Raw genomic sequence first — 14,417 nt, 5'->3', positions numbered from 1 at the left:
TCAGCCCTTCTTGCCCTTGAGCGATCCGATGGTCTTCCGGCGGCCCGAGGGGGCGGGTGACGGCGGTTTGGTCGCGTCGGCGTCGAGCCCCACGTCCTCCGGGGCTTCCTCGTGCTCGGCGCCTTCCTCCACCGCCATGATCGGCTTGCCGTCGGTGAAGAGGTAGGTGCGGAACTGTTCGTCGACGTCGGCGTCGTACCGGCGCAGCCACTCGAGCGCCATGGCGGCGTGCTCGATCTCCTCGCGCATGTTGTGCAGCAGGATCTCGCGCAGTTCCTCGTCTTCGCAGTCGTCGGCGCGCTGGCGGTACCAGTCCACCGCCTCCAGTTCTTCCATGATGGAGACGATGGCGTGGTGAATGGTCAGTGTGCGCCGCGACAGTCGCTCGCGCGGCGCGTGAAGGCTTTCGCTGCCCATGGAACCCCCTGAGGATGGGAACGGATCGGCGCAGGCGGGCTCGGCCGCCGCGACCGGTTCTGGAACGCATCGGTGGTAGAGCCGGTTGCAGTGCGGCCGTGTTTTGCTACCGCATGAACTGCCCGCGCAGGCGGTCGAGCATGGCCCCGACCTGGCCCTCGTTATAGGCCTTGGTGAAGAACGACAGCATGGCGTCGGGCATGGGCACGGCGGCGCCGTAGTCCAGGTGCACGGCCACACGGGTGGCGTTGTCGCCTTCCGGCTCGAAGGTCCAGGTGAAGGTCGCCGGGCTCGGGCCGGTCAGGCGGTAGACGACGCGGCGGTTGCGCTCGCTCTCGGCGATCTCGACGGAGCCGCGGACGGGCATGCCCTGCATCTCGTAGGTGTACTCGACGCGGGCTTCCTTGTCCTTGTCCTTGCCGCCCGGCTTGTCGGCGAGGTCGCCGTGCTTCTGCATGCCGGGGGTCAGCTCGATGAGGCGGACGCTGGCGTCCATGTAGCGGTAGACTTCTTCGACCGACGCCGGAACGGTGATGCTTTCGCGGATCTCGACCATGGGGTCCTCCGGGTTGAGGGGGTCCATGGAGGAAACGCGGGGGCCGGGCGGGACGATGCCGGTCCGCGGTCCTGGCCCGCGCCATGCCTTCGCCACAGGTCAAGACTGGTTTTTGCCGCCGTCGTTCGGTACACAGCCCGACACCCGATCCCTTCCGCGCCTCAACCGCAGTGAGAAGCCCCGCGTGACCCGTTCCATCTCCCAGATCATCGCCGCCGACCTCGGCGTGCGCGAGGCCCAGGTGGCCGCCACCATCGAGCTGCTCGACGGCGGCGCCACCGTTCCCTTCGTCGCCCGCTACCGCAAGGAGGCCACCGGCGGCCTCGACGACACCCAGCTGCGCACCCTCGACGAGCGGCTGCGCTACCTGCGGGAGATGGAGGAACGCCGCGGCGCCATCCTCAAGTCCATCGAGGAACAGGGCAAGCTGACCCCCGAGCTGAAGGGGCAGATCGACGCCGCCGACAGCAAGGCGCGCCTGGAAGACCTCTACCTGCCCTACCGCCCCAAGCGCCGCACCAAGGCCATGATCGCCCGCGAGCAGGGCCTGGAGCCGCTGGCCGACGGCCTGCTCGCCGATCCGACCCAGACCCCCGAGACGGTGGCGGCGCAGTACGTCGATGCCGAGAAGGGCGTCGAGGACGTCAAGGCCGCCCTGGAAGGCGCTCGCCAGATCCTCATGGAGCGCTTCGCCGAAGACGCCGAACTGGTCGGCTCCCTGCGCGAGGAGGTGTGGACCACCGGCCGCCTGAAGTCGCGCGTGGTCGAGGGCAAGGAGCGCGAGGGCGCCAAGTTCTCCGACTACTTCGACTGGGGCGAGCCCATCGCCAAGATCCCGTCGCACCGCGCGCTCGCCATGTTCCGCGGCCGCAAGGAAGAGGTGCTGCAGATCGCCCTGTCGGTGGAGGATGCCGACGGCGGCCCCGGCCGGGCGCACTTCGAGGACAAGGTCGCCCGCCGCTTCGGCATCGTCGACCAGGGCCGCCCGGCCGACGGCTGGCTGACCGACTGCGCCCGCTGGGCGTGGCGGGTGAAGATCAGCCTGCACATCGAACTCGACCTCATGGGCCGCCTGTTCGAAGCCGCCGAGGAAGAGGCCATCAAGGTCTTCGCCGGCAACCTGCGCGACCTGCTGCTGGCCGCCCCCGGCGGCATGCGCCCGACGCTCGCCCTCGACCCCGGCTTCCGCACCGGCGTGAAGGTGGCCGTCATCGACCAGACCGGCAAGCTGCTGGAGACGGCGACCATCTACCCGCACGAGCCGGCCAAGAAGTGGGACGAGTCGCTCGCCATCCTCGCCGCCCTGTGCGGCCGCCACGGGGTCGAGCTGGTGGCCATCGGCAACGGCACCGCCAGCCGCGAAACCGACCGCCTCGCTGCCGACCTGATGAAGCAATTCCCGCAGCTGAAGCTCACCAAGGTGATGGTGTCGGAGGCCGGCGCCTCGGTCTATTCGGCGTCGGAGTTCGCGGCCAAGGAATTCCCGCAGCTGGACGTGTCCTTGCGCGGTGCCGTCTCCATCGGCCGCCGCCTGCAGGACCCGCTGGCCGAGCTGGTGAAGATCGACCCCAAGAGCATCGGCGTCGGCCAGTACCAGCACGACGTCGGCCAGACCAAGCTGGCCCGCGCCCTGGATGCGGTGGTGGAAGACTGCGTGAACGGCGTCGGCGTCGACGTCAACACGGCCTCCATCCCCCTGCTCGCCCGCGTCTCGGGCCTCGGCGAGAGCCTGGCGCGCAACATCGTCGCCTGGCGCGACGAGAACGGCGCCTTCACCGGCCGCAAGCAGTTCAAGGACGTGCCGCGCCTCGGCCCCAAGGCCTTCGAGCAGGCCGCCGGCTTCCTGCGCGTCATGAACGGCGACGACCCGCTCGACCGCTCCGCCGTCCACCCGGAAGCCTACCCGGTCGTGCGCCGCATCGTCGAGGCCACGGGCACCCCGGTGAAGGAGCTGATCGGCAACGCCAGGCTGCTGCGCTCCCTCGACCCCGAGCGATTCACCGACGAGCAGTTCGGCGTGCCGACCGTCGCCGACATCCTGAAGGAGCTGGAGAAGCCGGGCCGCGACCCGCGTCCCGAGTTCCGCGCCGCCGAGTTCAAGGAGGGCGTGGAGAAGGTCAGCGACCTCAAGCCGGGCATGATCCTGGAAGGCGTCGTCTCCAACGTCGCCAACTTCGGCGCCTTCGTCGACGTCGGAGTCCATCAGGACGGCCTCGTCCACGTGTCCGCCCTGGCCGACCGCTTCGTGAAGGACCCGCGCGAGGTGGTGAAGCCGGGTGATATCGTAAAGGTGAAGGTCCTGGAGGTCGACCTGGAGCGCAAGCGCATCAGCCTGACCATGCGCATGTCCGACGAACCCGGTGCGGAACGCAAGCCGGGCGGCGGCGCCGAGAAGACGGAGCGTAATCGCGGCCCGCGGCCGTCGGGCGGCAATCGTCGCGACGGCGGACGCGACCAAAAGCCCAGTGCGCCGCAGGGTGTATTCGGTGGTGCTCTTGCCGAAGCCTTCGCCAAGGCGGGCATGAAGAAGAAGTAACCCGGCCGTTTACCTCTTCGTCATTTCGACGAAGGTGGATGGTGCAGCGCAGTATTCCCCTTTTTATTTAGAGCCTTTCCCGGCTAGGGGAATATCCGCTACGGTAGGTCCAACGGGGTCCCTCGCCGGGACCCCGTATCCTTCCTCAACTGCACCGGAGGCGTGAATGTCCACGCCTGACACCCTGCATATCCGTTGCGGGTCGGACATCCGGGAGAAGCTGGTCGCCGGCGGTGTCGTCGGCGACTACCTGGAGTTCTCGGACCCCGTCTGCCAGGGCCCGCTGCCGCCGGGCATGGTCGACTCCGGCGACGCCCTCATCGAACGCCGCGCCCACTTCATCACCCGCGAATACGGCATGCCCTTCGGGGAAGCCCGCCGCAAGCTGCTGGCCGAGTGGCAGGGGCTGAAGGACGCGCGCGAGCGCGACCGCCTGCTGCTGTGGTTCGAGCACGACCTCTACGACCAGGCCTGCCTCATCCGGCTGCTGGCGTGGTTCCGCCGAAACCCGCGACGGACCGGCGGCGAGATGGCGCTGGTGACGCTCGACCGCCACCCGGCGGTGGACCGCTTCATCGGCCTCGGCCAGCTGGCCCCCGCCGATCTGGCGGAGCTGGTGCCGACGGCCGAGCCGGTGACCGCCGCCATGCTGCGGGCCGCCGCCGACGCCTGGGGCGCCTTCCGCTCGCCGGACCCGGAGGAGATCTGCGCCCTGGCGGAGACGGGAACGCCGGACCTGCCGTTCCTGGCCCCTGCCCTGCGCCGCCACTTGCAGGAACTGCCGTGGACCAGCGACGGCCTGTCGCTGACCGAGCGCCTGACTCTGCGGGCGGCGGCCTACCGCCCGTCGCCGGTGGCCGACCTGTTCCGCGCCGTGCAGGACATCGACCCGCAGCCCTTCCTCGGCGGGCTCATGTTCGAGGCGGTGGCGCGGCGGCTGGAGAACGCCCCGCGCCCGGCGCTCGCCCGCGACGGCGACGGCCGGCTCGCGCCGACCCGCCACGGCGAGGCCCTGCTCGCCGGTGTGGCCGACTGGCTCGACTGGAACACGCCGGAGCACTGGGTGGGCGCCGTCGACCTCGCCAACGACCAGCCGGCCTGGCGGTGGGACGAAGACGCCGGCACCGTGGTGCGCTGACTGGATCGGGCGCGGCGGCGGCTTTCCATCTCCGCCGCCGCGCCCGGATCGTCACGCCTCGCCGCGGTCGAAATCGTTGGTGATGCAGCGCAGTGCCCCGGCCATGGCCGTGAAGACCTGGAAGTCGGGCATCAGCGTCACCTCGAAGCCGCGCTCCTGCCAGATCTGCACGTTGGCCTGCTCCACCTGCTGCAGCGCCTGCTGCCAGATGCCGTGGGCGAAGCTCGGCAGCCAGACGCGGCGGCCGGTCTCGTCCACCTGCACCAGGGCGTTGTTGTAGGCCGCGTAGTACCAGGTCCGCAGCTTCTCGACCGGGTCGTCCTGGTAGATCAGCGGCATGGGGTTGCGGTGGACGATGAAGCCCATCTCCTGCAACTGCGTCTGCAAGGCGTCGAAGGCCTCGGCCTGGGCTTCCGGCGGCGTCTGCATCTGCCCGGTCATGATGTACGCGGCCTGGGTCGGGCTGCCGAGCAGGACGTGGTAGCCGTCGTCCTCCCGCCCCATGAGGGTGAGGAACATGTCGATGTGGAACACCGGCTGCTGCGCGCCGGGGTCGTTGCCGTAGTAGAAGATCTGCTCCCACTCTTCGCCGTTATGCTCGAAGGGGACTTCTTCCTGCTCGGGCATGTCGGGCAGGCCGAGCCAGTGGAGCGCCCGGTCCACGCCGACGATGTACTGCTGGAACAGCAGGTCCACCAGTTCCTCCGGCGTCGTCGGCGGCTGCGGCTGCGGCAGGCCGCCCGTCCCCAGCATGTCGAGGGTGCGCTGGCGCTCGTTGGCGCCGAGGATGCAGAAGTCGTCACCCGCCAGCACGTTGCCGCCGTCGAAGTAGAGCGGCGTCGGATAGGCGGCGATGCCGGGCACCGGGGCCGCCACCATCTGCGCGACGATCTGGGTATCGGGATGGTCCCCCGACGGCTCGGGCTGCGCCAGGTGGATGGTGGCGTCGCCGTCGGTGGTGACAGCGACGAAGGGGTCGCGCGCCCAGGCCGTGAAATCGGCGTCGAACACGATCTGCTGCACCCGCGCCTGCATGTTCAACTGCTGCACCCAGCCCTCCACCAGCGCCTGCACGGCCGGATTGACGACGATCACGAAGCTGGTGGTCGCCGGCATCTCGACCAGGATGGCGCGGTAGACGGCCTGCATCTGCAGGTTCTGGGCGACGTCGGCGGCGATGGTGAGCAGCAGGCGGCGGATGGGGCCGGTGACGCTGGAACTCGCCTTCGGGTGCGGCAAGGGCGCCGGCGCCTTGGCGGTGGAGGAGCCGGAGGTGGGGGTGGTGGGGCTGGACGGCGAGCCGGTCATGGGAGAAGTCTCCGCAGGAGTGACGATGCCGCCACCCTGCCCGAGCCCTCCGCCGCCCGCCCCTGCCCTACGGCAGGGCCGCGCTCAGTCCGCTGCCGGGCACGGCCACAGCCGCACCGGCGTGATGGCGTCCGCCGGCCGCCCCGCCCAGGCGGCGACCGGCGCGCACCGCTCACCGGCGCAGAGCGTCATGGGACCGGTGAAGTCGCTGTCGGGGATCACGATGTCCGTCACCGTGCGGTCGGGCGCGTAGACGTACCAGCCGTCGACCAGGCGGGCCTCCGGCGGCGGCTCCATGCCGGCGCCGGTGCCCTGCACCGCCGCCTCGGTCAGCCGCAGGCCGCGGGGCGCGAGGACATAGGCCTCGCGCCAGACGATCTTCTCGACGGAATGGGTCCAGGTCAGCGTGAAGGCCGGCTCCGGCACCACCGCCGCCGGGGCGGTGGTGCCGAGCAGGCCGATGCAGAGGGCGGCCGCGGCCACGCTCATGCCGGCGCGGCGGGCGTGGCGCGACGGCGGCGGACGAACACCTGGAAGGCGATGAACGACAGCGCCAGGGCGAAGCCGATCTCGTCCGTGACGGGCAGCGCCACCACCAGCGTGAAGGCGGCCGCCACGGCCCACAGGCGCTCCCACCACGCCAGCGGCGTGAACAGGTGCCCGATGGAGGCCGCACCCCACAGGCCGACGGAAATGACGGCCTTCAGGATGATGTAGGCGACCGCCGGCCAATAGCCGATGGCCTCGGCCATGGGGCCGCCGTCCTGCAGCATGAGCGCCGGGGTGTAGACCGCCATGTAGGGCACGACGAAGCCCGCCACGGCGATGCGCAGGCACTGCATCCCGATCCTCAACCCCGATGCCTTGGCGATGGGCGACGCGGCGAAAGCGGCCAGCGCGACGGGCGGCGTCAGGTCGGCCAGGATGCCGAAGTAGAACACGAACATGTGGCTGACGATCAGCGGCACGCCCAGGTTCTCCAACGCCGGCCCGACGAGGGAGCTGGTGATGATGTAGTTGGGGATGGTCGGGATGCCCATGCCGAGCACCAGGCAGGCGAGCATGGTCAGCACCAGCGACAGGAACAGGTTGCTCTCGCCGACCTCGACGATGACGCGGGTGAAGTTGGTGGCCGCGCCCGTCAGGGTCATGGTGCCGATGATGACGCCGACCAGCGCGCAGGCGACCGCCACCGGCAGGGCGTTGCGGGCGCCCTCGCCGAGGGCCTCCAGGCAGACCTGCAGGGTGCGCTTGCCGCCCTTCACCAGCGCCAGGCCGCCGACCAGCACGGCGGAGGTGCCGAGCAGCATCTCGGGCAGCAGGTTGTTGTCGTAGGCGAGCCAGCCGACGATGCCGATGACGACCCAGAACACGTAGCGCAGCGCCATGGCCCGGAAGCGCAGCGACAGCGCCGAACCCATGATGATGATCGCCGTGAAGCCGAGGCCGACGGTGCCGGCGAACAGCGGCGTGAAGCCGGCGAACAGCAGGAACACCAGCACCGCCAGCGGCAGCAGCAGGTACCAGCCGGCGGCGACGGCCTTGCGCACGTTGGGCAGCTCGTCCTTGGGCAGGCCCTTCAGGCCGAGGCGCCCGGCCTCCAGGTGGACCATCCAGAAGGCGGTGCCGAAGTAGAGAATGGCCGGGATGATGGCGGCCTTGATGATCTCCACGTAGGGCATGTTCAGGGTTTCGGCCATGATGAAGGCGACGGCGCCCATCACCGGCGGCATGATCTGGCCGCCCATGCTGGCGGTCGCCTCGACGGCGCCGGCGAAGGCCGGCTTGAAGCCGGAGCGCTTCATCATGGGGATGGTGAACTGGCCGGTGGTCACCACGTTGGCGACGCCCGAGCCGTTCACCGTGCCCATGAGGGCCGAGCTGACCACCGCCACCTTGGCCGGACCGCCCTGGGTGTGGCCGACGGAGCCGATGGAGATGTCGGTGAACAGCTTGATGATGCCGGCGCGCTCGAGGAACGAGCCGAAGACGATGAACAGGAAGATGTAGGTGGCCGACACGTAGGTCGGGATGCCGTAGATGCCCTCGGTGCCGAGGAACATCTGGTCCACCACCTGCTCGAAGGCATAGCCGCGGTGGTTCAGCGGGCTCGGCAGGTACTGCCCGAGCAGGGCATAGGCCAGAAACAGGGCGCAGATGGTGGGCAGGGCGATGCCCATGACCCGCCGCGCCGCCTCGAACACCAGCACCACGGTGATGCAGCCGACGATGATGTCGGTGGTGTTGGGGTCGCCGGCGCGCCAGATGATGTCGGCCTCGAAGACCCAGTGGTAGAACGCGAGCCCCATGCCGAGAACGCCGAGCAAGGCGTCCGACCAGAACCGGATGCCGGTGCTGGTGCGCATGCGCGCCGTCAGCAGGAAGGTCAGCAGCAGGACGAAGCCGACGTGGATCGACCGCACGATGATGGTGCTTTCGGCGATCAGGCCGGCGGCGGTGAGGATCTGCCAGGCCGAGAAGGCGATGGCGATGGCGAAGACCAGCTTGCCGAGCAGCGTGTCGCGCTCGCCCAGGCTGATGTGCATGACGCCGGCGTCGGCCTCCCGCTCGGCGGGGGTGACGGGCTCGGGGTGGCTCCCGGTGGACATGGACGGGTCTCTATCTCGGCGGAGTGCGGGAAGACGAAGCGTCGAGGATGCGGCGGCCGCCGGCGTCGCTCAGCAGCGGCAACCGGCGGCGAGCCGAAAGCAGCAGGCGGCGGTCCGTTGCCGGGCCGCCGCCGCCGTTCGTGTGGAGCCCGCGGGGCCTCAGAGGGCGCCCTGCTCCTTGTAGTACTTCTCGGCGCCCGGGTGCAGCGGCAGCGGCATGCCCTTGGCGGCGGTCTTCAGGTCGATGCCCTGGGCGGCGGAGTGCGCCGAGACCAGCTGGTCCTTCTTCTCGAACATCTGCTTGGTCATCTCGTAGACCACGTCGTCGGACAGGCCTTCGCGGGTGACCAGGAAGTTGATGATGGCGACGGTCGGGGTGTCCTTGTCGACGCCGTTGTAGGTGCCGGCCGGAACCTTTTCCGAGATGAACACCGGCTCGCCGATCTTCTCGACCACCTCGGGCGGGACTTCGACGATGGTGATGTCGGTGGTGGAGGCGAGGTCGCGGATGGCCGACACGCCAAGGCCGGCGGACAGCAGCGTGGCGTCCAGCTGGCGGTTCTTCATCAGTTCGACGCTCTCGCCGAACGGCAGGTACTCGACCTTGCCGAAGTCGTCGTAGGTCATGCCGGCGGCGCCGAACACCTTGCGGGCGTTCAGCTCGGTGCCCGACTTGGGCGCACCGACGGACACGCGCTTGCCCTTCAGGTCGGCCAGCGTGGCGATGCCGCTGTCCTTGCGGGCGACGATCTGGATGAAGTTGGGGTAGACGGCGGCGAGGCCGCGGATCTTGTCCAGCTTCTGGCGGAAGCCCGCCTCCTCGTTGCCGGCCCAGGCGTCGGCGACGGAGTCACCGAGGGCGAAGGCCACTTCGCCGCGTTCCTGCTGCAGCAGGTTCAGGTTCTCCACCGACGCCTTGGTGGACTGCACGCTGGTGCGCACGTCGGGAATGGAATCGGCATAGAGCTTCGACAGCGCGACGCCCAGCGGGTAGTAGACACCCGAGGTGCCGCCGGTGAGCACGGTGACGAACTGCTCGGCGTGCGCCATCGGCGCCGCGACCATGCTCGCGACGGCGAAGGCTGCCGCCACAATAGTCTTCTTCATGAAAAATTCCTCCCGGTAATGAATGCGGCTATGTCTTCGGCTTCCCACGGCCGGTGATACCAGAGCCCGGAAGTGGACTATAAGCCCTTGAAGGGCGTGCGCCAACCGCCGAGCGCGCCCGAGCATCTGCCAGACGGCGCCGCGAATTTCTTCCAGAGCAGCAGGCGCGGCAACTTTCTTTCTGCTTTTCCACCACTGAGGGCAAGCGTTACGCAGGCAATGAACCGCAAGTAGCCGCATGGCGACGTTTATGCGTAAATTTGTTTGATCGGGCCAAGTCCTGGGGAGCCACTCGGGCTTCGGATCGTTGGGATGGACAGAGGGCAACGAGGCCCCCGCACCAATCACGACGAAGGAGTGTTTCATGCGCACGTTCACGACGGCGGCCGCCGTGGTCGCGCTGATGACTGCCGTGCCCGCGGTTGCGCAGCAGACTCAGGCCACCCAGCCCCAGGCCCAGCAGCAGTCCCAGAGCGGGCAGCAGCAGAAACAGGGCGAGATGAGCCAGCAGGACCGGAAGTTCGCCAAGGAAGCCGCCACCGGCAACATGATGGAAGTGCAGCTCGGCGAATTGGCCCAGAAGCAGGGCCAGAACGATCAGGTGAAGCAGTTCGGCGAGCGCATGGCCCAGGAGCACGGCAAGGCGCAGGACAAGCTGAAGCAGATCCTGCAGCAGGCCAAGGCCGAGGTGCCGCAGCAGCTGCCGCAGGACGCCCAGCAGAAGGTCGACCGCCTGACGCAGCAGAAGGGCGAGCAGTTCGACCGCGCCTACATGGAAATGATGGTCAAGGACCACGAGAAGGACCTGCAGGCCTATCGCCAGTACACCAAGCAGGGGCAGTTCCAGGCGCTGGTGACCTACGCCGACCAGACGACGCCGATCCTGGAGCAGCACTATCAGCAGGCCCAGGACGTCGCCAAGCAGGTGGGCGCCCAGGTCCAGGCCTCCAGCGGCCAGTCGCAGGGCAAGTCGTCCCAGCAGCAGGCCATGGCCAATGATCCGGGAACCGAGGTGGTGGTCGACCAGGGCGCGACCGACGTCGGCGTGCAGCAGCCGGCGCCGAACGTGACGGTGGTCGATCCCGAGCCGCAGGTAACGGTCCAGACGCCGGAGCCGCAGGTCAGCGTCGACATGCCGAAGCCGGAGGTCGAGATCGATCAGGCGAAGCCCGACGTCAACGTCCAGAAGCAGGGCCAGGCCGACGTGACGATCGTCGAGCGCGACACCCAGCAGACGCAGCAGACTGCGCAGCAGCCGCAGACGCAGGAGCGAAGCCAGCCGCAGCCCCTCACCGACGACGACCGCTCCGTCGAGCCCGGCACCGACACCACTGCGCTGGACATCCAGCAGGACGAGATCGAGCGTCAGCGCGAGCGCACGGCCCTGGAGACCGGCCAGCCGCAGACCGCCCAGATGGGCCAGGCCTCCAACCTGCAGGATCTGGTGGGGGCCGCCGTCTACGGCGAGACCGGCGAGCAGGTCGGCGAAATCTCCGACGTGCTGATGAACCAGCAGGGCGAGGCCGAGCGCGTCGTCATCGACCGCGGCGGCTTCCTCGGCATCGGCGAGAAGACCATCGCCATCGACATGGACGACCTGACCGTCGCCCAGGACCGCGTGCAGGTCAACATGACCGACCAGCAGATCTCCGAACTTCCCGAATGGGAAGGCCCCGGCAACTGAGCCGCGGTGATCCGCGCGGGAGAAGGCCGGCATTCAGTGCCGGCCTTTTTCTTGCGCGGTCTTGATGCTGCTCCTGTGGCTGCCGTGGTCCCAGCGGTGTCGGAACGAAAACTTCTTCGTGTCCGTGCCGCCAGGACTGCACGCCGGGCGTTATGAAGGCGAATGTGGAACCTGATGCAGGAGACACGCTATGCGCAAGTTCACCACCGCGGCGGCCGCGGTCGCCCTCATGGCCCTGTCGCCGGCCGCCTTCGCCGCCGACGCGACGCAGACCGAGTCCAAGGTCGAGCAGAAAGCCGAAGAGGCGGGCGCCGCCGTCGAGCAGAAGGCCGAAGAGGCCGCCGGCGAAGTCAAGCAGGAGGCTCAGGAAGCCAAGGAAGAGGTGAAGCAGGAAGCCGAGCAGGCCGACGCCGATGCCCCGCCGCCGCCCGCCGACCCGCAGCAGGGCGAGACCGCCGCCGTGACCGACACATCCGACATGAAGGACGTGGTCGGCATGGACGTCATCGGCCAGGACGGCGAGAAGGTCGGCGAAGTCTCCGACGTGCTGGTCGGCAAGGACGGCATGATGCAGAGCATCGTCGTCAACCAGGGCGGCTTCCTCGGCATCGGCGAGAAGAGCATCGCGCTGGAGCTGTCGGCGGTCGACATCCAGGACGACGGCGTGCACGTCGACATGACCAACGACCAGCTGTCGCAGCTGCCCGAGTGGGAGCCGGAGCCGACCGAACCGCAGCAGCCCGAAACGGCGCAGATGCCGGCCGGCGGCGCGGGTACGCCCACCGGTGGCACGGCGGGCGGCAGCACCATGGGCGGCAGCACCATGGGCGGCGGCACGGCGCCGCAGTAAGCCCCCTTCCCGCTTCGCTCCACAAGAAGAAGGCCGGTGTCCCGCGCGGGACACCGGCCTTTTCCGTCGTACCTTGCGGCCGAAGGCTTACTTCTTCGGCAGCTGGGCGTCGATGCCCTCGATGTACCAGTCCATGGACAGCAGGTCCTTGTCGGAGGCCACCTTGCCCTCCTCGACGCGGACGGCGCCCTGGTTGTCCTTCATCGGGCCGGCGAAGATCTGGAATTCGCCCGACTTGATCTTCTCGATGATGGCGTTCGCCTCGGCCTTCACCTCTTCCGGCACCTTGGGGCCGTAGTCGGCCATGTGCACCATGTCGGTGTTCAGGCCGCCCCAGGTGTCCTCGCTCTTCCAGGTGCCGTCCATGGCTGCCTGGACGCGGGCGACGTAATAGTCGTTCCAGTTGTCGACGATGGCGGTCGCCTGGGCGTTGGGGCCGAACTGACGCATGTCGGAGGCCTGGCCGAAGGCGGTCAGGCCCTTTTCCTCGGCCAGCTGCATGGCGGCGGCGGAGTCCGTGTGCTGCACCAGCACGTCGGCGCCCTGGGCGACCAGCGTCTCGGCGGCTTCACGCTCCTTGCCCGGGTCGTACCAGGCGTTGACGTAGATGATCTTCACGTCGGCCTCGGGATTCACCGAGTGCAGGCCCTTGGTGAAGGCGTTGATGCCGCGCACCACTTCCGGGATCGGGAACGGCGCGATGTAGCCGATGACGTTGGACTTGGTCATGCGGCCGGCGATGACGCCGACAGGGTAGCGGCCCTCGTAGAAGCGGGCGGCATAGGTCGCCAGATTGTCGGCGCGGGTGTAGCCGGTGGCGTGCTCGAACTTCACGTTCGGGTAGCGCTTGGCGACCTTGGCCGTCGGGTTCATGAAGCCGAAGGACGTGGTGAAGATCAGGTCGTGGCCCGACTGCGCCAGCTGGTTGATGACGCGCTCGGCGTCGGCGCCCTCGGCGACGTTCTCGACGTAGGTGGTCTTCACCTTGTCGCCGAACTGCTTCTCGACGGCGAGACGGCCCTGGTCGTGCTGGTAGGACCAGCCGTGGTCGCCGATCGGGCCGACGTAGACGAAGCCGACCTTGAACGGGTCGGCCGCCAGGGCGGCGCCGCCGAACGGCGCGGTCACGGCGGCACCCAGCGCCAGCGCGCCGGCCGCCAGGCCGAGCACGGTACGGCGGGTGATGGTCCAGGTCTTCTCACTCATCCCCAATGCACTCCTCTGAAGGGACAGGCGTATGGTTCGGGCGGCGTCCGCCGGCGTCGGCGTTCCGGGTGGAACGCCTTGTTCCTCAGCGTTCCGGATGGAACACCTTGCCGATGGAGGCCGGCGCGTTCATGCGGATGCGGGTGGCGTCGCGCGAGATGACGACCAGCACCACGATGGTGGCGAGGTAGGGCAGCATGTTCATGAGCTGCGACGGCACGGCGATGCCCGCCCCCTGCGCATGCAGCTGCAGGATGGTGACGCCGCCGAACAGCCAGGCGCCGGCCACCACGCGCCACGGCCGCCAGGTGGCGAAGACCACCAGCGCCAGCGCGATCCAGCCGCGGCCGGCGGTCATGTTCTCCACCCACATCGGCGTGTAGGCGAGGCTCAGGTAGGCGCCGCCGAGCCCGGCCATGGCGCCGCCGAAGGCGACCGCGCCGTAGCGGATGGCGATGACCGGGTAGCCGATGGCGTGCGCCGCATGGTGGCTCTCGCCGACCGCGCGCAGGATCAGGCCGGCGCGGGTGCGGTAGAGGAACCACGCCACGCCCGCCACCACGGCGAGCGCCAGGTAGACCAGCGGGTTCTGGCCGAACACGATGGGGCCGATGACCGGAATGGCGGTCAGCGGGCCGAGATCCACCGCCGCCACCGCCTGCACCGGCTTGCCGACGAAGTCCTGGCCGACGAAGGACGACAGGCCGATGCCGAAGATGGTCAGCGCGAGCCCCGTCGCCACCTGATTGGCGAGCAGCGTCAGGGTCAGCAGGCCGAAGATCATGGACATCATCACGCCCGCCGCCATGGCCGCGATCAGGCCGAGCACCGGCGATCCGGTGGTCAGCGTGGTCGCGAAGGCGGCGACGGCGCCCATGAGCATCATGCCCTCGACACCCAGGTTGAGCACCCCCGACTTCTCCGTCACCAGCTCGCCGACGGCGGCGAAGATGAGCGGCGTGGCGGCGCCCAGCATGATGACCATGAAGTTGACGAACTGGTCCAT

12 protein-coding genes are annotated in these 14,417 nt (G+C 68.9%); 4 read left to right on the top strand and 8 right to left on the bottom strand.

Going from position 1 to position 14,417, the window contains the following annotated elements; all coding sequences use genetic code 11:
• Both CRP50_RS26015 and CRP50_RS08425 read right to left on the bottom strand, forming a co-directional pair.
• Window positions 1-417, bottom strand: a complete 417-nt coding sequence (locus CRP50_RS26015) for a ferritin-like domain-containing protein (protein WP_097278584.1) — start codon at window positions 415-417, stop codon at window positions 1-3.
• A 106-nt stretch (window positions 418-523) separates the two neighbouring features.
• Complete coding sequence (locus CRP50_RS08425; protein WP_176525085.1) at window positions 524-973, bottom strand: SRPBCC family protein; 450 nt, start codon at window positions 971-973, stop codon at window positions 524-526.
• 184 nt (window positions 974-1,157) lie between these two features.
• Here CRP50_RS08425 and CRP50_RS08420 point away from each other — a divergent pair, with 184 nt between their 5' ends.
• Both CRP50_RS08420 and CRP50_RS08415 read left to right on the top strand, forming a co-directional pair.
• Window positions 1,158-3,509, top strand: a complete 2,352-nt coding sequence (locus CRP50_RS08420) for a Tex family protein (protein WP_097278582.1) — start codon at window positions 1,158-1,160, stop codon at window positions 3,507-3,509.
• A 166-nt stretch (window positions 3,510-3,675) separates the two neighbouring features.
• Window positions 3,676-4,647 (top strand): hypothetical protein, encoded by a 972-nt coding sequence (locus tag CRP50_RS08415; protein ID WP_097278581.1) that lies wholly within the window; start codon window positions 3,676-3,678, stop codon window positions 4,645-4,647.
• 51 nt (window positions 4,648-4,698) lie between these two features.
• On the opposite strand, the gene CRP50_RS08410 is transcribed toward CRP50_RS08415, so the two are convergent.
• The 4 genes from CRP50_RS08410 to CRP50_RS08395 all read right to left on the bottom strand — a co-directional run bounded on the left by CRP50_RS08410 (window position 4,699) and on the right by CRP50_RS08395 (window position 9,671).
• Window positions 4,699-5,955, bottom strand: a complete 1,257-nt coding sequence (locus tag CRP50_RS08410) for a hypothetical protein (RefSeq protein ID WP_097278580.1) — start codon at window positions 5,953-5,955, stop codon at window positions 4,699-4,701.
• Between the two features lie 84 nt (window positions 5,956-6,039).
• Entirely contained in the window at window positions 6,040-6,444 is a 405-nt protein-coding gene (locus tag CRP50_RS08405) for a DUF1850 domain-containing protein (RefSeq protein ID WP_097278578.1), read from the bottom strand.
• The gene (locus CRP50_RS08400) at window positions 6,441-8,564 is read right to left on the bottom strand and encodes a TRAP transporter permease (protein ID WP_097278577.1); all 2,124 of its coding nucleotides are present in this window, start codon (window positions 8,562-8,564) and stop codon (window positions 6,441-6,443) included. The genes CRP50_RS08405 and CRP50_RS08400 overlap by 4 nt, the downstream gene beginning before the upstream one ends.
• Window positions 8,565-8,723: 159 nt before the next feature.
• Window positions 8,724-9,671, bottom strand: a complete 948-nt coding sequence (locus CRP50_RS08395; protein WP_097278576.1) for a TAXI family TRAP transporter solute-binding subunit — start codon at window positions 9,669-9,671, stop codon at window positions 8,724-8,726.
• Window positions 9,672-10,035: 364 nt separating this feature from the next.
• Here CRP50_RS08395 and CRP50_RS08390 point away from each other — a divergent pair, with 364 nt between their 5' ends.
• Together CRP50_RS08390 and CRP50_RS08385 are read left to right on the top strand one after the other, a co-directional pair.
• The gene (locus CRP50_RS08390) at window positions 10,036-11,355 is read left to right on the top strand and encodes a DUF4142 domain-containing protein (protein ID WP_097278574.1); all 1,320 of its coding nucleotides are present in this window, start codon (window positions 10,036-10,038) and stop codon (window positions 11,353-11,355) included.
• Between the two features lie 190 nt (window positions 11,356-11,545).
• Entirely contained in the window at window positions 11,546-12,205 is a 660-nt protein-coding gene (locus CRP50_RS08385; protein WP_097278573.1) for a PRC-barrel domain-containing protein, read from the top strand.
• A gap of 87 nt (window positions 12,206-12,292) precedes the next feature.
• Here CRP50_RS08385 and CRP50_RS08380 read toward each other — a convergent pair whose 3' ends face one another.
• Complete coding sequence (locus CRP50_RS08380; protein ID WP_097278572.1) at window positions 12,293-13,411, bottom strand: BMP family ABC transporter substrate-binding protein; 1,119 nt, start codon at window positions 13,409-13,411, stop codon at window positions 12,293-12,295.
• Window positions 13,412-13,496: 85 nt separating this feature from the next.
• Window positions 13,497-14,417 (bottom strand): ABC transporter permease, encoded by a 921-nt coding sequence (locus tag CRP50_RS08375; protein WP_097278571.1) that lies wholly within the window; start codon window positions 14,415-14,417, stop codon window positions 13,497-13,499.

This window comes from Caenispirillum bisanense, assembly GCF_900230255.1.
Taxonomy (GTDB): domain Bacteria; phylum Pseudomonadota; class Alphaproteobacteria; order Rhodospirillales; family Rhodospirillaceae; genus Caenispirillum; species Caenispirillum bisanense_A.
The sequence above is the reverse complement of the archived record's forward strand: the minus strand, read 5'-3'. Positions and strand labels throughout refer to the sequence as shown.